We start from the raw sequence: 24,717 nt of genomic DNA, 5'->3' as shown, positions 1-24,717 counted from the left end.
AACCCGTCGGGTACGCTGCCCGCGACCGAGTTCCATCGCCTTCGCTTCCTGCGCATTCCGCCCGCTCCCATGACCGGCCCGCTCCCTTCACACGCTACCCCGCAAGGCGCCCCGCACGATACCTCCGCTCGTGCCAGACGCCTGCGCCCATGGGTGCCCCTCATGGCCATGCTGGCGCTGGCGATGCTGATCGGGCTGGCTGGCGCCTTGGGCTACCGGTACAGCTACGACAACGCCCTGGCGCGCCAGGGCGAGCGCGGCCAGGTGCAGCTGCGCCTGTACGGGCAGGCCCTGTCGAGCGAGCTGGCGCGCTATGACTACGTGCCCAGCCTGCTCTCGCTGGACGACAAGATCGCTACCCTGCTGGCGCACCCGAACGACCCGGCACGCGTCGAGGCYGCCAACCAGTACCTGGCCGCGGTCAATGCCCGCGCCGGCACCCGCGTGGTGTTCGTGCTCGATGCCCGCGGCCACGTGCTCGCCACCAGCAACTGGCAGCGCCCCGACAGCTACCTGGGCGAAGACCTGAGCTTCCGCCCCTACTTCAGCGACGCCGCGGACGGCCAGCTGGGCCGCTTCTATGGCGTGGGCACCACCCGCAGCGAGGCCGGCTACTACCTCTCGGCGCCGCTGGGCGATCGCCACAAGCCAAGCGGCGTAGCGGTCGTCAAGGTGGGGCTGGAACCCCTGGAGAACCGCTGGCAAGGCGCCGATGCCCAGATGCTGCTGACGGACGAGAACGGCGTGGTGATCCTGGCCTCCGACCCGTCCCTGAAACTGGGCGCGCTCAAGCCGCTGGCCCCCGAGCTGCGCGAGCGGCTGCAACGCAACCTGCAATACAACCGCGCCGCGCTCCCGCAGCTGGAACTCACGCCGGTGCGCAAGCTGTCCGACAGCGACACCCTGGTCCGCCTGCGCAGCGGCCCGCCCATGCTGGCGCAGAACGCCGAACTGGTTGGCACCGACTGGCACCTGACGCTGCTGACCAACACCTCGCAGGCCCGCGTGGCCGCGCTCATCACCGCCGCGCTGGCCGGCGTGGTGACCGCCTTCCTGTTGCTGCTGGCGGCGGCCTGGAACGTGCGCCGGCGCATCGCCAGCGAGCGCATGGCCGCGCGCGCCGCGCTGGAGGCCGCCAACGGCGAACTGGAGCGCAAGGTGGCGGAGCGCACCGCGGACCTGTCCGCCGCCAACCAGCATCTGCAGGCGGAAGTCGCCGAACGCATCCGCACCGAGGCCACCTTGCGCCAGGCCCAGGATGGCCTGCTGCAGGCTGGCAAGCTGGCCGCCGTCGGCCAGATGTCCACCGGCATCGCGCACGAGCTCAACCAGCCCCTGGCGGCCCTGCGCACGCTCTCGGGCAATACCCAGAAATTCCTCGAGCGCGGCGACAATGCCACCGCGCAAGCCAACCTCGGCACCATCATCGGCTTGGTGGAGCGCATGGGGCGTATCACCGGCGCGCTCAAGTCATTCGCGCGCAAGCCTGGCAATGGCGGCACCGCCGGCCGCCTGGCGCCGCTGGACGACGCTGTGGACAACGCCCTGTTCCTGCTCGATACACGCCTGCAGGCGRTACACCCGGCGCTGGTCCGGCAGATCGAGCCGGACCTGATGGTGACGTGCGACCCCAACCGGCTGGAACAGGTGCTGGTCAACCTGATCGGCAACGCGCTCGACGCGCTGGCCGGCAGCCCCGCGCCCCAGCTGGAGCTGCGCAGCCACCTGGCGGGCAGCAAGCTGCACCTGACCATCCGCGACAACGGCCCCGGGCTGTCCGAGGAAGCCTTCGCGCGGCTGTTCGAGCCGTTCTTCACCACCAAGCCGGCAGGACAGGGGCTGGGCCTGGGCCTGACGCTGTCGGCCGGCATCCTGGACGAGGTCGGCGGCAGCCTGGAGGCCAGCAATCACCCCGACGGCGGCGCGTGCTTCACGCTGGTGCTGCCGCTGGCCAGGCTTGACCCGGAGAGCCGCCATGGCAACTGACCCGAACAACGCCGACTCCCCCGACGCGATCGACCCCGCGCCGCTGACCGTGCTGATCGTCGAAGACGACCCCGACGTGCGCCTGGGCTGCGAGCAAGCGCTGCGGCTCGAAGGCATTGCCACGCGTGCCGTGGCGAGCGCCGAAGCCGCCCTGCGCGAAGTCGGCAGCCATTTCCCCGGCGTGGTGGTGAGCGACATCCGCCTGCCCGGCATCGACGGCATGGCGCTGCTGCATGAGCTGCGCTCGCGCGACGACGCGCTGCCGGTGGTGATGGTCACGGGCCACGGCGACGTCAGCCTGGCCGTGCAGGCCATGAAGGCCGGCGCCTACCACTTCCTGGAAAAACCGTTCTCGCCGGAGCGTCTGGTCGAGGTCACGCAGCGCGCGCTGGAAAAGCGCCGGCTGGTGCTGGAAGTGGCCGAGCTGCGCAGGAAGCTGGCCGGGCGCGACACCTTGCAGGCGCGCCTGATTGGCCATTCGCCATCCATCGAACGGCTGCGCAAGCTGATCGCCGACCTGGCCGATACCGCCGCCAACGTGCTCATCCACGGCGAGACCGGCACCGGCAAGGAACTGGTCGCCCGTTGCCTGCACGAAGCAAGCTCGCGGCGCGCGCGGCACTTCGTGCCGATCAATTGCGGCGGCCTGCCCGAGCAGCTGTTCGAAAGCGAGATCTTCGGCCACGAGGCCGGCTCGTTTACCGGCGCGGCGCGGCGGCGCATCGGCAAGATCGAGCACGCCGAGGGCGGCACGCTGTTCCTCGACGAGATCGAGAGCATGCCGATGCAGATGCAGATCAAGCTGCTGCGGGTGCTGCAGGAGCGCGTGGTGGAGCGGCTTGGCTCCAATACGCCGGTGCCGGTCAACACCCGTGTGGTCGCGGCCACCAAGGCAGACTTGAAGGCGCTCTCAGCGGCCGGCCAGTTCCGCGCCGACCTGTACTACCGGCTCAACGTGGTGACGCTGGAACTGCCGCCGCTGCGCGAGCGGCGCGAAGACGTGCCGCCGCTGTTCGAGCATTTTATCGCGCAGGCGGCGCTGCGCTTCGAGCGCGAGGCGCAGCCCGCCACGCCGGCGGAACTCGCTGCGCTGATGGCCTATCCGTGGCCGGGCAATGTGCGCGAACTGCGCAACCTGGCTGAGCGCCATGTGCTGGGGCTGGGGTGCAATCCGGGACAAGGCACCGCCGAGCCGGCGGCGCTGCCGCTGGCGCAGGCCGTGGAACAGTTCGAGCGGGCCATGATTGCCGACGCCATGCGCAAGCATGAGGGGAACCTCAGCCGCGCCAGCGAGGCGCTGGGCATTGCCAAGACGACCTTGTTCGATAAGGTCAGGAAATACCGGCTTTGAGATTCCAGGCGTTGAGATTTTCCGGGTGGCGGCGCTAGCTGCCACCGGCTGAACCGCAACGGCTTGCGCGCAGCTTGCGTTGCGGCTTTCCCGCTACCCTCTCGCTYCCCTCTCGCTTCCCTCTCGCTTCCCTCTCGCTTCCCTCTCGCTTCCCTCTCGCTTCTCTCCCGCCTCCCTCCCGCTTCCTTGCGCTTCGCCTTTCCTTGTGTGAGGTGCCGCACCGAAGCGGCGCGCACGCCGCGCCACTATGGTTTCACCCCTTCCCGCGTGCCTTGCACCTTGCCGTGCCTGGCGCGGCCGGTGCGGGACAAAGCCTGGCTTCGGCCGGGTTCGGCGATCGCGGTGCTGGCCCGCACCGTGGTCGCCTCCTTGGCTGCCGGGCCTTGCCGCGTATTGCGAAGCCGCCAACAAGCAGGAGCGGACCGACGATGATCCTTCAAGGAAACGACCCGACTACCGGCGCTTCGTTCTCGCTGGGCAACCGGATTCAGCGCCAGCTCTGGCACTGGGCCTGGTTGTGCCTGTTCCGGCCAAGCCCGCGCCCGCTGCATGCGTGGCGCGCGGCGCTGCTGCGTTTGTTCGGGGCGCAACTGGGCCCGCATGTGCATATCTATCCGGGCGCGAAGATCTGGGCGCCGTGGAACCTGCGCGTGGGCAGCCATGTCGGCGTGGCCGATGGCGTCACGCTGTACAACATGGCGCCGATCGTCATCGGCGATTTCTGCGTGGTCTCGCAGGGCGCGCACCTGTGCACCGGCACGCACGACTACAACAGCGCCAACTTCCAGCTGGTAGCCCATCCCATCGTGCTTGCGGCGCACGTGTGGATCTGCGCCGAAGCCTTTGTCTCGCCCGGGGTGACGCTGGCCGAGGGCGCGGTGATCGCGCCGCGCGCGGTGGTGAGCAAAAGCCTGCGCACGCCGTGGACCGTCTACGGGGGCATCCCGGCCCGCGCCATCAGCACGAGAGTCAGACATGCCAAGCCCCCAGCCTGACCAGCCCTTGCAAGCGCCGGGCATCTCCGTGCTGATCCTGACCCGCAACGAGGAGCAGGACCTGCCGGGCTGCCTGCAAAGCGTGGCCTGGTCGGACGACATTCACGTGTACGACTCGATGAGCACCGACGCCACGGTGGCGATCGCGCAGCACTTTGGCGCGCATGTCACGCAACGCGTCTTCGACAACTGGGCCAGCCACCAGAACTGGGGCCTGCAGCACATCGGTTTCCGCCATCCCTGGGTGTTCTACATCGACGCCGACGAGCGCATGACGCCCGAGCTTGTGGCGCAAGCCCGGGCCGCGGTGCGCGCGGCGCGCGACGAGGTCGCGTTCCGGGTGCAACGGCGCGACTTTTTCCTCGACACGTGGCTGCGCCATGTACAGACATCTCCCTTCTACCTGCGTTTGTTCCGGCCGGAGCGGATGCGCTACGAGCGCCTGGTAAACCCGGTGTCGATTCCCGACGGCCCGGCCGGCGAGCTGACGGGCTACCTCGATCACTACCCGTTCAGCAAAGGCGTGACCCACTGGATCACCCGCCACAACAATTACAGCGGGCTGGAAGCGATGCAGATCATCGAGAACCGGCGCGGCGAGGTGGCGTTCAGCCTGGCCGAAGCCCTGTTCGCGACGGATTTCCACCGGCGCCGCGCGCACCAGAAGGAACTGTTCTTCCGCCTGCCGATGCGCCCCCTCGTCAAGTTCGCGATCCTGTATCTGGGCAAGCGCGGCTTTCTCGATGGACGGGCCGGGCTCACCTACGCCATGCTGCAGTCGATCTACGAATACTTCATCGTGCTCAAGACGCGCGAACTGGAAAGGTCCATGGCGCTGCCCGCGCCAGATCCCGAGTCCGTGTGCCCGGAAGGCGCGCCGGCACCCGTGCGCCCGTCCCTCCCGATGCCGGGTATGGCAACTGATGGGGAAGGTGAATTCAGCAACCGGCCAGTCACCCCAGTCACATCGACCCGGCGCACCGCGGTGGTGGCTGGCGGGCGAAATCCCTGACGGCAAGCGACACGCTGCCCACGCCCTTTTTGTCATGCCTGCGGCGAGTGGCCACGCGGCCATGTGCGCTATACGTTCCGACACTGGGAGCGCCCGGCGGAAGCACTTCGGATGTATGTAATGTTTGCGATAAATTCCCGCTCGCCCGTGTCTGCCAAAACGCGGCAATATGCGTTTAAACCCAGAAGTGGGAGCGTTCAATGCGATTTCGAAATATTTGACACGCCGTCTGGTTGCTTATGTTCGATACCGCATATGATTCGAGGCTGGCATTCTTCCGTTGGGAGAATCAGGCACCAGTGACATAGATCATGCCGTTGCACAACCGTGGGAGCACCGTCGCTCCCGCCGCCCCCGATGCGAGGGCAGGTTACGCAAGAGGCCTAATAATGGTGCCAGCACGCAACCGTCCTCATTGCTCGCGTTGCCTTGCATTGCCAAGCCCAAAACCAGCGCGGAAAGCTCGCGCTGTCACTGCTGATCCTCTCGCAGTGCGGTGTATTTAGTTAACGGGTGAACGGATGAAACTGGATTCAGAACTGGCTGAGAAGCCTTACTACAGTACGCGTACCGCCGCGAAGCTGCTCAATGTGTCATTGGGCACGGTGCAGAAGATGGTGGAACGTGGCGAACTCGGGGCCTGGAAAACCAACGGTGGCCACCGGCGCATACATAAGGAGACTGTGCATCGTCTGCTGGCCACGCGCGTGGGGCAGGAACTTCCGTCTGTGCATGAACTCGACCTGGTGGTGTTCCACCCGAACCACCAGGAAGCCCAACGTATCCACGCGCAACTGGGCAAATGGGGTTTGCCCCTGAAAAGCGTGGTGGTGGAGGACGTGGTGGATACCATCATTACTTCGGTCAGCTCGCATCCGCGAGTGGTGCTGTACTACGTGGAAGAACTCACTGACGCCGAGTCGGCCACCATCGAGAAGCTGCAGAACTTCTTTGCGCGCCAGAACGTCATCTTCGCCGTGATCACCAACCGCCAGGCCTATGACGGCGTGGCCGATGCGCTACAGCAATGGGGCATCATGGTGTTCCTGAAGACGCCCTCGCTGGAAGAAGTCAAAGGCTTCCTGCGCGCGCAACTGATGATGACCCGGGGCGCAGCCGGCTGATCGGCCTGCACATCGCCAAGACCCTGTCCAGGACGTTTCACCGGCAGCTATCTGCCCGGCCGTCACCCGGCCGCCCGGCTTGCCTTGCCCCTTACCCGTGGGCGTGGCACTCGCTATATACCGCACACCACAACGCCGCAGTCTCGTGACCCGCACGACTGCGGCGTTGTGGCATGTGCCGCCGCTTCAGGCCAGCGCCGCCAGTGGCTCGCGCACGGGCTGCGGCACCCCGGCGTCCATCATCCAGCCATAGAGATTGCGGGGATCCGGCGGCGTCGCCACGAGCTCCACGTGGCTGCCGCGATGCTGCGCGTGGGCCGCGGCATGGAGCCAGCGCAGCGCGGAGTAATCCTCCAGCGCAAACCCCACCGAGTCGAACACCGTCACCTGCCCCGTTTCGGTGCGCCCGGCCACCCGGCCGGATAAAACCTCCCACAACTCCGTCACCGGCGTATCCGGTGGCAATTGCTGCATCTCGCCTTCGATGCGGGTCTGCGGCGCGTACTCGACCACAATGCGCGCCTGGCGCAGGATCTGCGGGTGCAGTTCGGTCTTGCCCGGGCAATCGCCGCCTACCGCGTTGATATGCACGCCGGGCGCGGCCAGGTCAGGCGTGAGGATGGTAGCCCGCGTCTTGTCGGCGGTGACGGTGCTGATGATGTCGGCGCCCTGCACGGCTGCGCGCACGGAGTCCACCGCCACCACCTTCAGCCCCTGCACGCCTTGCAGGTTGCGCGCGAGCCGCGCCGTTGCAGCGGGATCGATGTCGTAGGCGCGGATCTCCCGGATGCCCACCATGGCATGGAAGGCCAGTGCCTGGAACTCCGCCTGCGCGCCGTTGCCGATCAGCGCCAGCGTGGCGGCGCCGGGCCGCGCCATCGCCTGCGCGGCTAGCGCCGACGTGGCGGCGGTGCGCAACGCGGTGGCCAGCGTGAGGTCGCACAGCAGCAGCGGGAAGCCGGTCGCCACTTCCGCCAGCACGCCAAAAGCCATCACCGTCGGCATGGCGTTCTGCGCATTGCGCGGATGGCCGTTGACGTACTTGAACGCGTATTGCACGGCGTCGCTCACCGGCATCAGCTCGATCACCCCGTCGACGGAGTGCGTCGCCAGCCGCGCGGATTTATCGAATGCGTCCCAGCGCACAAAGTCCTGGCGAATGTGATGCGCCATCTGCGCAATGGCGTTGACGACGCCCGTGGCGCGCACCAGCGCCGCCACATCGGCGGCGTCCAGAAAGCGGGTCATGGCGATCTCCTTCATGATGTTCTCCCTTGCTGGCTCGGTATCGGTTTTTGCTCGCGCTTCGCGCTCATGCCGCCACCGCGGCGCCGTCGGCCGCGACGCTTGCCCGGGCCGGCCCGCTGGTGCGGTCCAGGCGCAGCGTCATGCAGTAGGCGCCGCCGCCGGACAGCATGTACGGCGACAGGTCCACCTCGCGCAACTGGTAGCCGCGCTGGCCCAGTTCGGCGCGCAGGTGCGGCGTGGTGCGCGTCATCACCACCTGGTCATGCAGGTTGACCGCATTGACGCTGAAGTGGCGCAGGTCGTCCTCGCTCGCTTCGATGCGCAGGCTGGCCGGGACGCGCTCGCGCAAGGTGCGCTGGGCGTCCTGCGTAAAGGCCGGCGGGTAGTAGAGGATCTCGCCGCCGGACAGCGGGCAGAAGCACACGTCGAGGTGATAGCTCTGCTCCGTGGCGAGCTCCAGCGCGACAACCTCGCGGCCGAAATGGCGCGCCATGGCATCGGCCGCGGCGCGCGAGGAGCGCGGGCCGAAGCCGGCCCAGAAATGGCCGCGCACGGCATCCCAGATGCAATCGCCAGCGCCTTCCTGGTAGCAGCCTTCGGGCAGCAGGCTGACGGAGTCGATCAGGCCGCGCGCGCGCAAGCCCTCGAAGATCCGCGCAAAGGGCGCTTCCTCGCCGGCCCGTTGGGGATAGCGAAAGCGCGCCAGCACGGCGTGGCCGTCCAGCACCACGGCGGCATTGGCGGGGAACACCATGTCGGGCAGGCCGGGCGCGCCGGGCGCGGTTTCCACCGTGAAGCCGGCCGCCTGCAGGGCCGCATGCAGGGATTCGAAGGACGCCACCGCATTGCGATGCATGCCGCGCGGGTCGCTAGCCCAGAGGCCGGGGTCCATCCACGGGTTGATGCTGTACGACACGTCATAGTGGGTGGGCTCGACAAGCAAGATGGTGGGCTGGTGGATCACGCTGGCTCCTTTGGGTGATGGGTGACGGGTGACGGGTGACGGGTGAAGGGGGTCAGTCAGTGCTTTGGAATGCCTGCATTCTGGTGCACTGCCGCGCTAACTAAAAGCCAGCAAATTGCACAATTTGCCTGCGCCGCGTGGCAAAACGCCAGCTAGAATTGGCACATCGCCAGTCGCGACGATCATGCAGGAAAAAGCACCTCTCGCCCCCCACAGGAACCACCATGGACGACACCGACCGCCAGTTGCTGGCCCTGCTGCGCGACAACGCGCGCATGCCGGCCACCGCCCTGGCCAAGGCGCTGCGCGTCTCGCGCGCCACCGTGCAGAACCGCATCGACAAGCTGGAAAAAGAAGGACTGATCGTGGGCTACACGGTGCGGCTGAAGCCCGAAGCCGAAGCGCACCGCATCCGTGCCTGGATGACCATCGCAGTCGAAGGCAACAAGGCGCGCGCGGTGCTGCAGGCGCTGCGCGGCGAGCCCAATGTGCAGGCCATGCACACCACCAACGGGCGCTGGGACATCATTGCCGAGCTGCGCGCGGATTCGCTGGAAGCCTTCGACCGCACGCTGGACCGCATCCGGCTGATCGATGGCATTGCCGCCACGGAAACCAGCATCCTGCTGTCCAGCTACAAGCTTTGAGCGGCGCGAGGCGCGCTTATGCCGCGGCGGCGCCGCGCAGCCGTTCGCGCCGCGTTTCCTCGTGCAGCACCTGGCCGCTAGGGCGCAGCAGGTCACGTAGCGAGACCACGCCGACCAGCCGCATGGAATCCAGGTCGGCCACCACTGGCAGCCGGCTGACGCCGAGCTCCGCCATGCGGCCCGCGGCAATGCGCGCGGTCTGCGCCGGCAGCAGCACCTGGTGCGGCTGCAGCGGCGCCATCAGCGCGCGGCCGCTCTCCATCGATGCCTCCCGCCCGCGCAGCGCGTTGCGCTCCAGCATGCCGACCACACGCGCCGCGCACACGACCGGATAGCCGCGATGCGGCGCGTGCTCGCCAAAGTGGCTGGCCCACAAGACGTGGACCGGCTGCTCGCCATCCACGCTGACCACGGCCGTGGTCATCAGATCCGCCACGTGCTGGCGCTCGAGCGGATCCACGCCATACTCGCGATAGATATGCAGGCCCCGGCGCGCGATCTTCTCGGTCATGATCGAGCGCTTCATGGTCAGCACCGTGAAGCCATGCGCCACCGCCACGGTCAGCAGCAGCGGCAGCAATGCGTTGCTGTCGTGCGTCAGGCCGAAAGCGAAGACGATGGCGGTCAGCGGCGCGCCAAGCACGCTGCCCAGCACACCCGCCATGCACACCAGCGCCCACAACTGCGGCGAGGCACCGGGCAGCCACGGCGCCAGCGCCACGCCAAGGCCCGCGCCCAGCATCAGCAACGGGGCCAGCACGCCACCCGACGTGCCAGACCCCAGCGCTGCCACCCAGATGATGGCCTTGACCGTCAGCAGCGCCACCACCACGCCGATCGCCATGCGGTTGTGCAACAGGTCCGCGATCACGTCATAGCCCACGCCCAGCGCGCGCGGCTCGAAGTACCCGCCAATGCCCACCACCAGCCCGCCGATTGCCGGCCACCACATCCAGTGCAGCTTGAGCTTGGAGAACTGGTCCTCGGTGCGATAGAGCGCCAACGTCAGCGCGGCGCCCAGCACGCCGCAAAGCAGCCCGGCAACGATGCACGAGCCCAGCGCCATGGTGCTTGCCGACGCAGTCTGCAGCGCAAACAAGGGGCCGGGCTCGAACACCATCGTGCGCAGGAAGCCGGCTACCGCGCAAGCCAGCGCCACCGGCAGCAGGCTGCGCGGGCGCAGCTCGAACAGCAACAGCTCCACGGCCAGCAGCACCGCCGCCACCGGCGTGCCGAAGATCGCCGTCATGCCGGCGCAGGCACCCGCTACCAGCAGCGTCTTGCGCTCGGCCGCGGTGAGATGCAGGTACTGCGCGAGCAGCGAGGCGATCGAGCCGCCGGTCATGATGATCGGGCCCTCCGCGCCAAACGGCCCGCCGCTGCCGATCACGATGCCGGATGACAGCGGCTTGAGCACGGCCACCCGGGGCGACATCTTGCTCTTGCCGAACAGCACGGCCTCGATGGCTTCCGGGATGCCGTGGCCACGGATCTTGTCGCTGCCATAGCGCGCCATCAGGCCCACCAGCAGACCGCCGACTGCCGGCACCACGATGACCCATGCCCCCAGCGCATGCTGCGCCGGCGAGCGATCCGCCAGCGACAGGGTCTGATAGAAGAAGAGATTGGTGAAGAACCGGATCAGGTTCAGCAGCAGCACGGCAGCCGCCGTGCTGATGGCCCCGATGAGGGGCGCCAGCGCCGCCAGCAGGAGCAGCCGGCGGTCGACGGCGTAGTCGCGTTTTTCGAAGTGCATGGCCAGGATCGGGAAAGTAGGCGGAGGACGGGATGCGGGATGGCGGGTTGATCCCGCTGCGCGAAAGCGAAATGTATCACGTCATGATATATTTGCGCGCTGGATTTCCGGAGCGCGATGCCAAGGCGATCCAGGTGCGTTATTGCGCGCATTCGCCCGCACAACCCCAAAAAAAAAGCCCCATGCCGCCATCCCAGGCCCCCTCCTTAGCCGACTTCCCGCCAGGCCGGGCACGTGCGTGGCTGCGCGCGTTTGCCCCCACCCCCATCGCCGCCGGCCGCCGCGAGCGCGTCAAGAGCTGCTTGGGCGCGCTGGTCGGCCTGCTGCTCACCGAATGGATCAGCCGTCACCTGCTGGGCGGCTTCAACCCCTGGTTCATCGCCCCGATGGGCGCCTCCGCGGTACTGCTGTTCGCCGTGCCGGCGAGCCCGCTGGCGCAGCCTTGGTCCATCATCGGCGGCAACCTGGTGGCGGCGCTGATCGGCGTGGCCTGTGCGCGCTGGATCCCCGAGCCCGGGCTGGCCGCCTCGGTGGCCGTGGCGCTGGCCATCGTCGCCATGTTCCAGTTGCGCTGCGTGCACCCGCCCAGCGGCGCGGTGGCGATTACCGCGGTGTTCGGCGGCCACGCTGTGACCCAGCTTGGCTTTGGCTTCGTGGTGATGCCGGTCGCCGTCAACTCGATGTTGCTGCTACTGGTGGCGCTGTTGTTCAACAACCTGATGCGCCGGCGCTATCCGCACCGTCCCGTCGAACACGCCAACCCGCACCGCACCGCCGATCCGCTGCCGAGCGAGCGGGTGGGATTCAACCGCAGCGATCTGGACGAAGTGCTCAAGGCGCGCGGCGAGTTCCTGGACATCGAGGAAGACGACCTGGAAGACATCCTGGTGGCCGCGCAGTTGCGGGCGTATCGCCGGCACTTTGGCGATGTGCGGTGTGGGGACATCATGTCGCGGGACGTGGTGACGGTGGAGCCCGGGCAGAGTGGCCTGGAGGCGCGCGCCCTGTTGTTCAAGCATGGGATCCAGGCGCTGCCGGTGGTGGATGCGCAGCGGCGCCTGCTTGGCATGCTTGGGTTGGCGGATCTTCTCGCCGCGCGCAGTGGCGCCGAGGGGCAGGTCCGTGCGGGAACTGCCAAGGACCTGATGCACACCGGCATGGCTACGGCCCGGGCGGAGCAACCCATGGTGGAGCTGGCGCGGGCGTTTTCCGATGGCGGCCTGCATCAGGTGCCGGTGGTGGATGCCCGGCAGCGGCTGCTGGGCATCGTCACGCAATCGGACCTGATCGCCGCGCTGCTCGAACAAGGCCCGCCGGCAAAAGTGGAACCGGATGCGCAGCCGGCAAGCTGACCCGCGCGGGCGCTAGCGGCTCGCCTGCAACCCGCCCGCCGCCGGCATGGCGTGTGCATCGGCACGCGCCATGCCATTGAACAACAGGTTCAATGCCACCGACATCACGCAAGCCAGCAGGATGCTGCTGTGCGAGGCGCTGCTGACGCGGGCGCGCGACATCGTGGCCGACCTGGACTCGACCCGGAAAATGGTGCTGCGCGTGGCCGACGGGCTGGAGGACTACCTGCGCATCGGCATCATCAATTCGGTGATGTACGGCCCCCTGCCCCGCACCATGCGGCTGTTCCAGGTGCGCAACCCGGCGGTGGAGTGGACCCTGCACGAGATGCTCCCCGACCAGCAGGGCGAGGCGCTGGTGCGTGGCCAGATCGACGTCGGCTTTGCCTCCAGCGCTACGGGGCGGGAGGAATTGCGGTCGATCCGCGTCGATCCGCAGCCGCTGATGGCCGCGTTGCCGGCCGGCCATCCGCTGGCGGCTAGCGGCCGGATCCGGCTGAAAGCGCTGGCGGCGGAGCCATTTGTGCTGCTTAATACACAAAGCCCGGTGATCCGCAGCTTGCTGGCCGCCTGCGTGCGCAATGGCTTCCACCCGCGCGTGCTGCACGAGTCGGTGGATCCGCAGACGGTGCTGAGCCTGGTGGGCGCCGGCGTGGGGGTGAGCGCGCTGCCGCGCTCGCTGTCGGGCGCGCCGCGGGAGGATGTCGCCTTCCTCACGCTGGACGAACCGGGGCTGGCCGCCGACCTTTATGCCACCGTGCGGCGCGACCACGGCCTGCCCGCACTGGACCCCTTTCTCACGCTGCTGGAAGATGTCACCGAGGTATGGCATCGTGAGACGTTCGGGGAAGGCCTGCGCAGCACATAGCGCGCCCGGCGTCCCGCAATGCAACATTGCAGCCCCCGCAATGCCGCCTGCCTCCGGCGGGCTACGGGTTTTCCTATATATTGTCGCCGTTCACGTCACACCGGCAGTCCAGGAGAAGCACCCGATGAATTCCGGCCAACTGATTGAAAAACTCGCCGCCATCCTTGCACTGATCGTGCTGATCGGCGGCTCGCTGCTGGTGCTCGCGCCCTTTACCACCGCGCTGCTGTGGGGCGCCATCCTCGCCTTCAGCTCGTGGTACCCCTATACGGTGCTCTCGCGCTGGATGGGCAACCGGCGCAGCCTGGCGGCCCTGATCTGCGTGCTGCTGGCCGCGGTCATCGTGCTCGGCCCCTTTGTCTATGCCGGCGCCAGCATCTCCGCGCACATCGACGAGCTGTCCGGCCTGGTCGACCAGTTCTTCGATCACGGCGCGCCCGCGCTGCCCGGGTGGCTGACCGGCCTGCCGTATGTGGGCGACTACCTGCAAAGCTCCTGGGACAAGGTGATCCATGCCGACTCCGAGATGGTCGCCAACCTGCGCAAGCTGATTGCACCCGTGGGCCATGTGGTGCTGGGCGCCGGGCTGTCGATCGGCGCCGGGCTGGGCCAGCTGGCGCTGTCGATCGTGCTGGCGTTCTTTTTCTATACCGGCGGCGAGTTTGCGGTGGCGTGGCTGCGCGCTGGCATGCGCCGCATTGCCGGCGAGCGTGCCGACCACCTGCTGGCGCTGGCCGGCAACACCGTCAAGGGCGTGGTCTACGGCGTGCTGGGCACCGCCTTCGTGCAGGCCTTGCTGGCCGGCATCGGCTTCTGGATCGCCGGCGTGCCCGGCGCCGCCATCCTCGGCTTCATCACTTTCTTCCTGTCCGTGATCCCGGTCGGCCCGCCGCTGGTGTGGATTCCCGCCGCGCTCTGGCTTTACCACACCGGCTCGCTTGGCTGGGCCATCTTCATGGTGGTGTGGGGCGTGGGCGTGGTCAGCATGGCCGACAACATCATCAAGCCGCTCCTCATCAGCAAGGGCACCGACATGCCGCTGATCTGGGTCATGCTGGGCGTGTTCGGCGGTGCGCTGGCCTTCGGCTTCCTCGGCGTGTTTATCGGCCCGACCCTGCTGGCGGTGGCCTACGCGCTGCTGCGCGACTGGACCATCGGCTCGCAGCACCTGGCCGATCCGCCGCCCGCGCTGGCGCAAGGCAAGCCCATCACCACCGCCGAGGACGCGGCGGGTTCCGGCAAGGCATGAGCGAAATCAGCGGTCCCGAACCCCAGCCATTGGCACCGCCGCCCACCCAGGCCGAGCTGGCCCGGCTGGTGGCCTGTGAGTACTGCGATGCGGTCTACCAGCGCACCGAGCTGGAGCCAGGCGAGCGCGCGCTGTGCCTGCGCTGCGGCGGCCAGCTCTACCGCGATAGCTCGCGGGCCTATGCGCGGCTGCTGCCGCTGGTCATTGCCGCGCTGATCCTGTTCCTGGTGTCCAACGCCTATCCCATCGTCGAGATGGATCTCAAGGGCGTGCGCACCGAAACCACGCTATGGGGCGCGGTGCAGGCGCTCTACGCGGACAACATGACGCTGGTGGCCGTGCTGGTGTTCGCCACCACCATCCTGTTTCCCTTGTCCGAGCTGCTGATGATGCTCTACCTGCTGGTGCCGATGGCGCGCCACCGGATGCCGCCGGGCTTCGAGCGCATCGTGCGCGGCATCCAGCAAACCCGGCCGTGGGGCATGATCGAAGTCTTCATGATTGGCGTGCTGGTCACGCTGGTCAAGCTCTCGACCATGGCGCAGGTGTTGCCGGGCGTGGCGCTGTGGTCGTTCGCCGCGCTGGTGATCGTGCTGGCCGCGATGCTGTCGTTCGATCCGCGCGATCTGTGGCAGCACCTGGACGAGGAGGCGCCCCGATGAGCGCCCCGACCCCCAAGCTCCCGGCAGGCGCCGCCGCGCTGGCGCGCTCGCGCCGCCTGGCCGCCAACGTGGTGGCAGAGCTGACCGACGACGACGAAACCAAGCCGCTGCCGCAGGTGCCTACCGCCACGTCGATGGGCCTGGTGTCCTGCCACGCCTGCGACGCGCTCAGCCCGCTCGCGATGCAAGGCGAGCCCTGCCCGCGCTGCGGCGCCACGCTGCATCACCGCAAGCCGAACAGCCTCGCCCGCACCTGGGCGTTCCTGTTGTCCGCCCTCATCCTTTATATTCCCGCCAACCTGCTGCCGGTCATGGTGACGCAGTCCATCCTGGGCACGCAGCGCGACACCATCTTTTCCGGCGTGGTCTACCTATGGTTGTCGGGCTCCAACATGCTGGCCATCGTGGTGCTGATCGCCAGCATCGTGGTGCCGCTGCTGAAGATGATCATCCTCGCGCTGTTGCTGCTGTCCGTGCACTTCCGCTCGCGCTGGCGGATTCGCCAGCAGACCAGGCTGTACGGGCTGGTGGAAATCATCGGCCGTTGGTCGATGCTGGATATTTTCGTGGTGGCGCTGCTGGCTTCGCTGGTGCGCGCCGGGGCACTCGCCACCATCATCCCGGGCGCCGGCGCCATGGCGTTCGGCTCCGTGGTGGTGCTCACCATGCTGGCTTCACTCAGTTTCGACCCGCGCCTGCTGTGGGATTCGATGGATACAAACGATGCCTGACCTAGACCAGTCCCCTCCCTCTCCTTCCTCGCAGCCACCGGCGCCGGAGCGCCGCCGCCGGGCGCGCTGGCTGCCCTCGCTGGTCTGGCTGATCCCGATCGTGGCGGCGGTGGTTGGCCTGTCGCTGCTGATCCACACGCTCACCGAGCGCGGCCCCGAGATCACGGTCACGTTCCGCACCGCCGAGGGCCTGGTCCCGGGCAAGACGCCGGTACGCTACAAGGACGTGGACATCGGCCTGGTCAAGTCCGTGCGGCTGTCCGGCGACCACTCGCACGTGGTCGCCAAGATCGACCTGACCCAGGATGCGGAAAGCTTTTCCACCAAGGACACGCGCTTCTGGGTGGTGCGCCCGCGCTTTGCCACCAGCGGCATCTCCGGGCTGAGCACCCTGCTGTCCGGCGCCTATATCGGCGTTGACGCCGGCAAGTCGGAGGAGCGCGTGCGCGACTTCACCGGGCTGGAAGTGCCGCCCGCCGTCACCACCGATGCCTCCGGCAAGCAGTTCTTGCTGCGCGCCACCGATCTCGGCTCGCTCGACATCGGCTCGCCTGTCTACTACCGCCGCGTGCAGGTCGGCCAGGTGGTGGCTTACCAGCTGGAGCCCAACGGGCGCGACCTGTCGCTGCGCGTGTTCATCAACAAGCCCTACGACAAGCTGGTCACGGCCGACTCGCGCTTCTGGCACGCCAGCGGCGTGGACATCAAGCTCGATGCCGGTGGCTTCAAGCTCAACACCCAATCGCTGGTGACGGTGCTGCTCGGCGGCGTGGCCTTCCAGGCCCCGGATGACTCCAAGGCGACGGATGCCGCCAACGAGAACACCCAGTTCCTGCTAGCCAGCGACCAGACCGAGGCGATGAAGGAGCCGGAAGAAATCGCGCCTTCTCTCGCCGTGCTGAACTTCGACCAGTCCGTGCGCGGGCTCTCGCCCGGCGCGCCGGTGGATTTCCGCGGCGTGGTCGTGGGTCAGGTGCGCTCGATCGGCATCGAGTACCAGGTCGAGAAGAAGGCTTTCCGCCTGCCGGTGGTGGTGGAACTGTACCCCTCGCGCATGGGCTTCCGGGCGCGTGACGTGGAGGACGTCAACCGTGCCCGCAATATCGTCCAGACGCTGATCAAGCGCGGCATGCGCGCCCAGTTGCGCACCGGCAACCTGCTGACCGGCCAGCTCTACGTCGCGCTGGATTTCTTCCCCAAGGCGCCGCCGGCCAACGTCAACCTGGATGGCACCATGCCTGAACTGGCTACCACGCCGGGCGCGTTCGACGAGTTGCAGGCCAAGCTGGGCGATATYGTCAACAAGATCGACAAGGTGCCGTTCGAGCAGATCGGCCAGGACCTGCGCACGTCGATGGCCACGCTCAACACCATGATGACCAGCGCCGACAAACTGGTCGCCCAGCTCAACGGCGACGTGGCGCCCCAGGTGCTGGCCGCGCTGCAGGATGCGCGCAAGACGTTGAACGCAGCCAACGGCACGCTCGCCTCGGATGCCCCGCTGCAGCAAGACACGCGCCGCATGATGCAGGAGCTCACGCGCACCGCGGTGTCGCTGCGCACGCTGACCGAATACCTGGAACGCCACCCTGAAGCGCTGGTGCGCGGCAAGCCGGAGAAATGATGATGACCCGCATAGAGATGACCCGCCACCGCCTGTTGCTGCCCCTCGCGCTTGGCGCCGCGCTGCTGGCGGGCTGCGCCTCGCCCGATCCGCGCTACTACACGCTGGCCCAGGGTCCCGCTGCCGCCGCCGGCGCCGAAGGACAGGCCGCCGCGCCGGCGCGGGCTCCGCAGGCGCAGCCGGTGTGGATCGAGGTTGCGCCGGTGCGCGTGCCTGAACGCCTCAACCGGCCACAGCTGGTGGTGCGTGACGGCAAGGATGGCAACGCGCTCAAGCTGCTGGACCTGTCGCGCTGGTCCGCGCCGCTGCCGGACGAGCTGCGCGACGCGCTGTCGCAACAGCTGCAGGCCAGGCTAGGTGCGGTTGACACCTACCAGCAAGGCTTGTCGGAAGTGGCGCCCGTGTTCCGCATCACCACCGAAGTGGTGCGGCTGGACGCCGACGTGGGCCAGCGGGCCGGCGCCGTCATCAACTGGACCGTGCGCCGCCTGCCCGACGGCAAGGTCAAGGCCGGCCGCACGCAGGCCGAGCTGCCCGCGCCGGGCGCGGTGGACGGTGTCGTGGCGGCTTACCGCCAGATCGTGGCAAGCACCGCGGACGATATCGCGGCCGGCGTGGAAACACTGCGCCGAAGCACGGCGAAGTAGCGGCGAAGTAGCGGCGCGGCGGGACGCAGGTCCCGCCCGCGGCGGAATCAATCCTCCGCCGGCGCCGACGCGCCCCGGCAACTGCGCCGCCGCTCCGACTCGGCCATGGCCGCCAGGCAGGCCTCGGCGTCTCCCGCCACCAGCTTGGCCGAGCAGGCCAGCATCAGGTTCTTGCCCAGGCCGAAATCCTCCACCACGAAGCCGCGCGCATCGAGCCGCTCGCCCTTGCCGTGCGTTTCATCGGCGGCAACGGCCACGCGGTCCAGCAACGTGCCGCGGTCGCTGCTGTAGCCCCATACCGGCTTTTGCAGCGCAATCGCGAATCCCACTTCGAATGCCGTGCCCGAGTCCGGCTCGCCCGGCCCGCGGAAATCGTCCAGGTTGGCCATCACCATGTCGGCGCGGCGCAGCAGGTTGATGTTCGCCTCGTAGATCCAGCGCGCGGTGTCGGGGCCGCAAAGGCCGGCCGGGGCGGCTTTGTCGAGGGGATAGAGGCCAAGGAAGCCGTAATGGGCACAGCGGGCCTTGAGGGTCTCGCCGTAGGCGATGGCGTCTTTGCGGAATACGTCGAAGCCGGCGAGGTAGATGGTTTTCATTGAGCGTGGCTGGGTGGCGGACGTTGACGCTGGTGAGGATAGCGCATGTGTTTGACGTGATGGCTACAGCGGCCACTTCAAACCCAACATCAACCTGAGCCTGAACCTGGACGGCAGGTCACCGCCCTCGCCAGGCGGCGGCCTGCGTTCCAGCGTTCCAGCGTTCCCGTGCTCACGCGGGCGGCGAGCCATCCTTGAATGCCCCCTTGAGCATCTGCCGCAGTTCGGGGCCATCCTGGTGCTGGTGCACCTGCACCGCATGCTGGACCGCGACTTCGAGCAGTTCGTCTTCGGTGTCGGCGCTCAATGCCACCGTGCACTTCGACTCGCTCGGAAACTCGCGGCAATCGATATATTTTCGTCCCATCATTGCCTCCTGACGCGCGAGGGTGAGATGGCGCCGCCGGGGCGGCGGGCGCCTGATCCACCGCCTGATCCAGTATAGGACCGGCGCCGTGCGCGGGCGAGGCCTGCCAGCGCGTCAGAGTACCGGCGTGATCACCTTGCCGGTGCCAAGGAACGCATCGAGGTTGTCGAACACCAGCCCGGCCATGGCCGCGCGGGTTTCATGCGTGCCGCTGGCCACGTGCGGGGCCAGTACGGCGTTGTCCAGCGCGAACAGCGCCTCGGGCACTTCCGGCTCGGCGCGGAACACGTCCAGCCCGGCCCCGCCGAGGCGGCCGTCGCGCAAGGCCGCCACCAGCGCGTCTTCGTCCACCACGCTGCCGCGCGACACATTGACCAGGATGCCCTTGGGGCCCAGCGCCTCGATGATTTCGGCCGATACCAGCCCTTCGGTCTCGGGGCCGCCCACGCAGGTCACGGCCAGGAAATCCGCCCAGCCTGCCAGCGCCTTCAGGTCCGGCTCGTGGCGCCACGGCGCGCCGGCGCGCGCCCGGCGGTTGTGGTACGCGATGTCCATGCCGAAGCCAGTGGCGCGCTGCGCCACTTTCTCGCCGATGCGGCCCAGGCCCAGGATGCCGAGCTTCTTGCCGGAGACGCGGGTGGTCAGCGGGAAGTTGTCCTTGCCCCACTTGCCGGCGCGCACGAAGCGGTCGCCATGGGCGATGCCGCGGGCGGTGTCGAGCAGCAGGCCGAAGGCGAGGTCGGCCACGCAATCGTTGAGCACGTCGGGCGTGTTGCTGACCTGGATGCCGCGCGCGCGGGCCGCGTCCAGCGCGATCGAGTCATAGCCGACGCCAAAGCTCACGATGGCTGCGAGCCTGGGCATGGCCGCGATGGCCTCGGCGGTGATGCCGTGGCGCGCCGATGTGACCACCACGCGCGCCTGCTGCGCGTGCTCGCGCAGCCACGCCAGCGGCTCGGGCTGCTCCCACAGCGGCACGGCCTGGTACTGCTCGCGCAGGCGGGAATTGATCTGCGGCGCGAGCGAGCCGATCTGGATAAGCGTGGCTTGGGACATGGATGCGAGGCGAGGGAAGAAATACAGCGTTGGATGGTAGCGCAATCATAACGCGTCCGGCGCCGCGCCGCAGGGCAGCGCCCAGGCTCAGGCGTCAGGCGCTCTCGCGCTGGATGACCTCGAATCCCAGGTCGATGATGCGCTCCCCCACTTCGCGTCCGTCGATGCGGGCCAGCAGGCATTCGGCGGCGGTACGGCCGATGGCCGGGCCGTCGATGCGCACCGTCGACAACGCCGGATAGGTATGCGCGGCAAAGTTGAGATCGCCAAAGCCCATCACCGCGAGCTGCTCCGGCACCGTCAGCCCGCGCGCGCGGGCTTCCGAGAGCGCGCCCTGCGCCAGCGTGTCCGAGCTGCAGAACACCACGTCCGGCTGCGCGCCGCCATCGAGCAGCCGCGCCAGCCCCTCGCGGCCAAGTCCCAGGCTGGATGGCGCGGGCACGATGCTGCTCGGCACTTCCGTGATGCCGTGGCGGCCGAACGCGTCGAGAAAGCCTAGGCGGCGCGACTCGGCGCGCTGGTCGCTGGCCGACAGGATGGCGGGCTTGCGATAGCCGCGCGCATACAGGAACTCGGCCACCGTCTGGCCCACCTTCTCGTGCGAGAAGCCCACCAGCATGTCGATCGGCGTGGGCGTGATGTCCCAGGTCTCCACCACCGGCACGCGCGCGGCCAGCAAGCGCCGGCGCGTGTCGGCGGTGTGCGCGATGCCGGTCAGCACGATGCCGTCCGGGCGGCGCGAGAGGATGGCGGCCAGCAGGTCCTGCTCGCGCGTGGCGGCATAGCCGGACAAGCCCAGCATCATCTGGTAGCCCGCTTGCGAGAATCGGTCGGTCAGCGCCTGGATGGTGTCCGCAAAGATCGAGTTGGCGATGGTCGGCACGATGGCCGCGATCAGCCGGCTGCGCCGCGAGGCCAGGCCGCCGGCCAGCAGGTTGGGCACGTAGCCGGTGCGCTGGATGGCCTCCTGCACGCGCGCCACGGTGCCCGCTGCGACCAGCCCGGGCTGGTTGACCACGCGCGACACGGTGATCGGCGAAACGCCTGCGATCTTGGCCACGTCAGCCAGCGTGACGCTGCCGGTGGCGCGGCCGGCAGGGGCTGGCGTGGGCGCGGTGGAAAGGGCAGAACCAGGGCTGGCGCGAGGAGCGGTTGGCTTGCGGGATGAGGCCATGAATGTGGTCAAGGAAGCAAAGAAAGCCGGATGCGCGCAGGGCCGGCATGGGCGCCATGATAGCGCCCGCGCCGCGCCGCGGGCTGCGATGCCGGGGCGCGCGACGGGTTAACCCCGAGCACGCATGCGTTGTGGGCGACAAATGACAGCGCTATCATCTGCTGTCTTCGGCGCTGGAGAAGCAGGACGGCCGCCCGCCGGGGCCAGACAAAAAAAAAGCAGACGTCGCCACGACGCTACCGATCAGAGGAGACAGCCCATGTCCACAAACCCCGCAGGCAAGAAGCCGCAAGACCGGCCCCGCAAGCGGCCAGAGGAGCTGCGCAGCCACCGCTGGTACGGCGCCAACGACCTGCGCGCCTTCGGCCACCGCTCGCGCACCGCGCAGATGGGCTACAGCCGCGCCGACTACGCCGGCAAGCCGGTTGTCGCCATCATCAACACCTGGAGCGACATCAACCCCTGCCACAGCCACTTCCGCCAGCGCGCCGAAGAGGTCAAGCGTGGCATCTGGCAAGCGGGCGGCTTCCCGGTGGAGATGCCGGCGATGAGCCTGTCCGAGCCGTTCCAGAAGCCCACCACCATGCTCTACCGCAACCTGCTGGCGATGGAGACGGAGGAACTGCTGCGCTCCTACCCAGCGGACGGCTGCGTGCTGCTGGGCGGCTGCGACAAGACCACGCCCGCCTTGCTGATGGGCGCGCTGGCGATGGACCTGCCCACCCTCTTCGTGCCGGCCGGGCCGATGCTGCGCGGCAACTGGAACGGCGTGACGCTGGGCTCCGGCTCGGATACCTGGAAGTACTGGGCCGAGCTGCGCGCCGGCAATATCACCGAGCAGGACTGGCAAGGCATCGAAGACGGCATCGCGCGCTCGCCGGGGCATTGCATGACAATGGGCACGGCATCGACCATGACGGCCGTGGTGGAGGCCATCGGCATGTGCCTGTCCGGCGCCTCGTCGATTCCCGCGCCGGATTCGCGCCATGCGCAAATGGCCTCGCTGTCGGGCCGGCGCATCGTCGAGATGGTGTGGCAAGACCTGAAGCCGTCGGAGATCGTCACGCCCGCCGCCATCGACAACGGCGTGCGCACCGCGCTGGCGCTGTCCGGCTCCACCAACGCCATCGTCCACCTGATCGCGCTGGCGCGCCGCGCCGGCCATGCGCTATCGCTGGATCGCTACGACGAACTGGCGCGCAGCACGCCGGTGCTGGCCAATATCCGTCCGTCGGGCCAGTACCTCATGGAAGACTTTTACTACGCCGGCGGCCTGCGCGCGATGCTCGCGCAGATGGGCGACCTGCTCGATACCGGCACGCTCACCGTCGATGGCCGCACGCTCGGCGAGAACCTGGCAGGCGCCCGCGTGTTCAATGACGACGTGATCCGCCCGCGCGACAAGCCGCTGGTGGCCAGCGACGGGCTGGCCGTGCTGCGCGGCAACCTCGCCCCGGACGGCGCCGTGATCAAGCCCCCGGCCGCGCAGCAGGACCTGCTGCGCCACACCGGCCGCGCCGTGGTGTTCCGCGACTACAACGACATGGCGGCCCGCATCGACGACCCAGAGCTGGATATCGATGCCAGCTGCGTGATCGTGCTGCAGAACGCCGGCCCGCAAGGCGCGCCCGGCATGCCGGAATGGGGCCAGTTGCCGATTCCGCAGAAGCTGCTCAAGCAAGGCGTGCGCGACATGGTGCGCATCTCGGATGCGCGCATGAGCGGCACCAGCTACGGCGCGTGCGTGCTGCACGTGGCGCCGGAATCGTATGTGGGCGGCCCGCTCGCCTTCGTGCGCGACGGCGACCTGATCGAGCTGGACGTGCCGGCCCGCAAGCTCAACCTGCTGATCGGCGACGAAGAGATGGCGCACCGCCGCGCCGCCTGGGTCGCGCCCGTGCCCAAGTTCGAGCGCGGCTACGGCAAGCTCTACCTGCGCCACGTCAGCCAGGCGGACAAGGGCTGCGACTTTGATTTCCTGGAACCGGTCGATGCCCCGGAGGACGGCGAGCCGGAGATCCACTAGCGCTTAACTAGCGTCCCGCCATCGCTTCATCATCGCTTCACCATCCCAATAAGAACCAAGGAGACCCAACCCCATGAAACGCCAAGCCCTAGCGCTGCTGGCCGCCGCGGCGACCCTGGCTGCCGCCGCCCTCCCGCTGAGCGCATCCGCCCAGGCCAGCTGGCCCAGCAAGCCGATCACCTATGTGGTGCCGTTCCCGCCCGGCGGCACCACCGACACCCTGGCGCGCCTGATCGGCCAGCGCCTGGGCCAGGCGCTCGGCACCACCGTGGTGGTGGAGAACCGCCCCGGCGCTGGCGGCAATATCGGCTCCGACTACGCCTCCAAGGCCGCGCCCGATGGCTACACCATCCTCGGCGGCACCATCAGCTCGCACGCGATCAATGCCAGCCTGTACCCGAAGATGCCGTATGACGTGGTCAAGTCCTTCGCCCCCATCACGCTGATCGGCACCAATGCCAATGTGCTGGTAGTCAGCGCCGGCAGCCCGTTCAAGACGGTGAAGGACATCGTGGCCGAAGCCAAGGCCAAGCCGGATACGCTCGCCTTCGCCTCTGCCGGCAACGGCACCTCGCAGCACCTGGCCGGTGAATTGTTCAAGAGCCTGGCCGGCATCAAGATCACGCACATTCCCTACAAGGGCAGCGGCCCGGCGATCCAGGACGTGATGGCGGGGCAGGTGCCGATGATGTTCGACACGACCGTGGTGGCGGCCCAGCATATCGACTCGGGCAAGCTGCGGGCGCTGGCGGTAACTTCCGCCAGGCGCATCAAGAGCATGCCGAATGTACCGACGATGGCCGAGGCCGGCGTCAGCGGCTACGAGCTGGAATCCTGGCAAGCCATCTTCGCGCCGGCCAATACGCCCAAGCCGATCGTGGACCGCTTGTACAAGGAGATCTCGGCGATCATCAAGACGCCGGACATGCAGGCGCGGCTGGAGAAGCTGGGCATGGAGCCATCGGGGATGTCGCCCGGGGAGTTTGCCGAGTTCCAGCGCAGCGAGATCGTGAAGTGGGCGAAGGTGGTGAAGGCGGCGGATATCAGGATTGATTGAAATCAGGATTGACTGAAGTGGTGGTGGTGGTGGTGGCCCGCTGACGCGGGGGTGCCTCTTATGGGTGGGGTTTTATTGCTTCTAGCTGCTGGCGCGGCTGTACGGGGTTGGCCGTTTTGGAACGTGTGAGATGTCACTTTTCTTTACTCGTAAAGAAAAGATGGTATGAACGCGCCCCGTCCCCGCAGTGGAGCGCGAGGTGGCGAGACGGTAGTGTGGGTCAGG

The 24,717-nt window shown here is 68.0% G+C and carries 22 protein-coding genes; 15 read left to right on the top strand and 7 right to left on the bottom strand.

The features are described 5' to 3' along the window. Positions 1–69: 69 nt before the first annotated feature. The 5 genes from AB4061_RS36200 to AB4061_RS36180 all read left to right on the top strand — a co-directional run bounded on the left by AB4061_RS36200 (position 70) and on the right by AB4061_RS36180 (position 6,468). Entirely contained in the window at positions 70–1,986 is a 1,917-nt protein-coding gene (locus tag AB4061_RS36200; RefSeq protein WP_441640942.1) for a sensor histidine kinase, read from the top strand. Further along, positions 1,976–3,337, top strand: a complete 1,362-nt coding sequence (locus AB4061_RS36195) for a sigma-54-dependent transcriptional regulator (protein WP_441640941.1) — start codon at positions 1,976–1,978, stop codon at positions 3,335–3,337. Before AB4061_RS36200 ends, AB4061_RS36195 begins: the two co-directional genes overlap by 11 nt. A 428-nt stretch (positions 3,338–3,765) precedes the next feature. Further along, the gene (locus tag AB4061_RS36190) at positions 3,766–4,332 is read left to right on the top strand and encodes a putative colanic acid biosynthesis acetyltransferase (protein WP_441640940.1); all 567 of its coding nucleotides are present in this window, start codon (positions 3,766–3,768) and stop codon (positions 4,330–4,332) included. Beyond that, positions 4,313–5,344: a glycosyltransferase family 2 protein gene (locus tag AB4061_RS36185; protein ID WP_441640939.1), complete on the top strand. Its 1,032-nt coding sequence runs from the start codon at positions 4,313–4,315 to the stop codon at positions 5,342–5,344. The genes AB4061_RS36190 and AB4061_RS36185 overlap by 20 nt, the downstream gene beginning before the upstream one ends. Positions 5,345–5,865: 521 nt before the next feature. Further along, positions 5,866–6,468 carry a helix-turn-helix domain-containing protein gene (locus AB4061_RS36180; RefSeq protein WP_006160260.1) on the top strand — a complete coding sequence of 201 codons (603 nt, stop codon included), beginning with the start codon at positions 5,866–5,868 and terminating at the stop codon, positions 6,466–6,468. Between the two features lie 186 nt (positions 6,469–6,654). Here the strand turns inward: AB4061_RS36180 and AB4061_RS36175 are convergent, their stop codons facing one another. After that, complete coding sequence (locus tag AB4061_RS36175) at positions 6,655–7,731, bottom strand: ornithine cyclodeaminase (protein WP_441640938.1); 1,077 nt, start codon at positions 7,729–7,731, stop codon at positions 6,655–6,657. 49 nt (positions 7,732–7,780) lie between these two features. Continuing rightward, on the bottom strand, positions 7,781–8,680 hold the full coding sequence (locus AB4061_RS36170; RefSeq protein WP_441640937.1) for a dimethylarginine dimethylaminohydrolase family protein: 900 nt from the start codon (positions 8,678–8,680) through the stop codon (positions 7,781–7,783). 224 nt (positions 8,681–8,904) lie between these two features. Here AB4061_RS36170 and AB4061_RS36165 point away from each other — a divergent pair, with 224 nt between their 5' ends. Continuing rightward, the gene (locus AB4061_RS36165; protein WP_174426231.1) at positions 8,905–9,327 is read left to right on the top strand and encodes an Lrp/AsnC family transcriptional regulator; all 423 of its coding nucleotides are present in this window, start codon (positions 8,905–8,907) and stop codon (positions 9,325–9,327) included. 16 nt (positions 9,328–9,343) lie between these two features. Here the strand turns inward: AB4061_RS36165 and AB4061_RS36160 are convergent, their stop codons facing one another. Continuing rightward, entirely contained in the window at positions 9,344–11,083 is a 1,740-nt protein-coding gene (locus AB4061_RS36160; protein ID WP_441640936.1) for a chloride channel protein, read from the bottom strand. A 182-nt stretch (positions 11,084–11,265) separates the two neighbouring features. On the opposite strand from AB4061_RS36160, the gene AB4061_RS36155 reads away from it, so the two are divergent. The 7 genes from AB4061_RS36155 (at position 11,266) to AB4061_RS36125 (ending at position 18,216) form a co-directional block, all read left to right on the top strand. After that, entirely contained in the window at positions 11,266–12,435 is a 1,170-nt protein-coding gene (locus tag AB4061_RS36155; RefSeq protein WP_441640935.1) for an HPP family protein, read from the top strand. Between the two features lie 70 nt (positions 12,436–12,505). Further along, a complete protein-coding gene (locus AB4061_RS36150; protein WP_441640934.1) occupies positions 12,506–13,303 on the top strand; it encodes a LysR family substrate-binding domain-containing protein in 798 nt (265 codons plus the stop codon). A 124-nt stretch (positions 13,304–13,427) separates the two neighbouring features. Next, positions 13,428–14,552 carry an AI-2E family transporter gene (locus AB4061_RS36145; RefSeq protein WP_441640933.1) on the top strand — a complete coding sequence of 375 codons (1,125 nt, stop codon included), beginning with the start codon at positions 13,428–13,430 and terminating at the stop codon, positions 14,550–14,552. Beyond that, a complete protein-coding gene (locus AB4061_RS36140; protein WP_441640932.1) occupies positions 14,549–15,214 on the top strand; it encodes a paraquat-inducible protein A in 666 nt (221 codons plus the stop codon). The genes AB4061_RS36145 and AB4061_RS36140 overlap by 4 nt, the downstream gene beginning before the upstream one ends. Then, entirely contained in the window at positions 15,211–15,945 is a 735-nt protein-coding gene (locus AB4061_RS36135; protein ID WP_441640931.1) for a paraquat-inducible protein A, read from the top strand. Before AB4061_RS36140 ends, AB4061_RS36135 begins: the two co-directional genes overlap by 4 nt. Beyond that, positions 15,938–17,569 carry a PqiB family protein gene (locus tag AB4061_RS36130; RefSeq protein WP_441640930.1) on the top strand — a complete coding sequence of 544 codons (1,632 nt, stop codon included), beginning with the start codon at positions 15,938–15,940 and terminating at the stop codon, positions 17,567–17,569. Before AB4061_RS36135 ends, AB4061_RS36130 begins: the two co-directional genes overlap by 8 nt. Next, positions 17,569–18,216 (top strand): PqiC family protein, encoded by a 648-nt coding sequence (locus tag AB4061_RS36125; RefSeq protein ID WP_441640929.1) that lies wholly within the window; start codon positions 17,569–17,571, stop codon positions 18,214–18,216. Before AB4061_RS36130 ends, AB4061_RS36125 begins: the two co-directional genes overlap by 1 nt. 47 nt (positions 18,217–18,263) lie before the next feature. Here the strand turns inward: AB4061_RS36125 and AB4061_RS36120 are convergent, their stop codons facing one another. The 4 genes from AB4061_RS36120 to AB4061_RS36105 form a co-directional block, all read right to left on the bottom strand. After that, positions 18,264–18,812, bottom strand: coding sequence for a nucleoside 2-deoxyribosyltransferase (locus AB4061_RS36120; protein ID WP_441640928.1), 549 nt, complete (start codon positions 18,810–18,812; stop codon positions 18,264–18,266). A gap of 172 nt (positions 18,813–18,984) precedes the next feature. Further along, positions 18,985–19,179, bottom strand: a complete 195-nt coding sequence (locus tag AB4061_RS36115; protein ID WP_006160277.1) for a DUF1059 domain-containing protein — start codon at positions 19,177–19,179, stop codon at positions 18,985–18,987. 114 nt (positions 19,180–19,293) lie between these two features. Further along, positions 19,294–20,235, bottom strand: a complete 942-nt coding sequence (locus AB4061_RS36110) for a 2-hydroxyacid dehydrogenase (protein WP_441640927.1) — start codon at positions 20,233–20,235, stop codon at positions 19,294–19,296. A 94-nt stretch (positions 20,236–20,329) separates the two neighbouring features. Next, the gene (locus AB4061_RS36105) at positions 20,330–21,409 is read right to left on the bottom strand and encodes a LacI family DNA-binding transcriptional regulator (RefSeq protein ID WP_441640926.1); all 1,080 of its coding nucleotides are present in this window, start codon (positions 21,407–21,409) and stop codon (positions 20,330–20,332) included. Positions 21,410–21,668: 259 nt separating this feature from the next. Here AB4061_RS36105 and araD point away from each other — a divergent pair, with 259 nt between their 5' ends. Both araD and AB4061_RS36095 read left to right on the top strand, forming a co-directional pair. Next, positions 21,669–23,435, top strand: coding sequence for an L-arabinonate dehydratase (gene araD / locus AB4061_RS36100; protein WP_441640925.1), 1,767 nt, complete (start codon positions 21,669–21,671; stop codon positions 23,433–23,435). A gap of 73 nt (positions 23,436–23,508) precedes the next feature. Continuing rightward, positions 23,509–24,492, top strand: a complete 984-nt coding sequence (locus AB4061_RS36095; RefSeq protein ID WP_416047749.1) for a tripartite tricarboxylate transporter substrate binding protein — start codon at positions 23,509–23,511, stop codon at positions 24,490–24,492. Positions 24,493–24,717: the final 225 nt, after the last annotated feature.

The organism is Cupriavidus sp. YAF13 (assembly GCF_052113425.1).
Taxonomy (GTDB): Bacteria; Pseudomonadota; Gammaproteobacteria; order Burkholderiales; family Burkholderiaceae; genus Cupriavidus.
The sequence above is the reverse complement of the archived record's forward strand: the minus strand, read 5'-3'. Positions and strand labels throughout refer to the sequence as shown.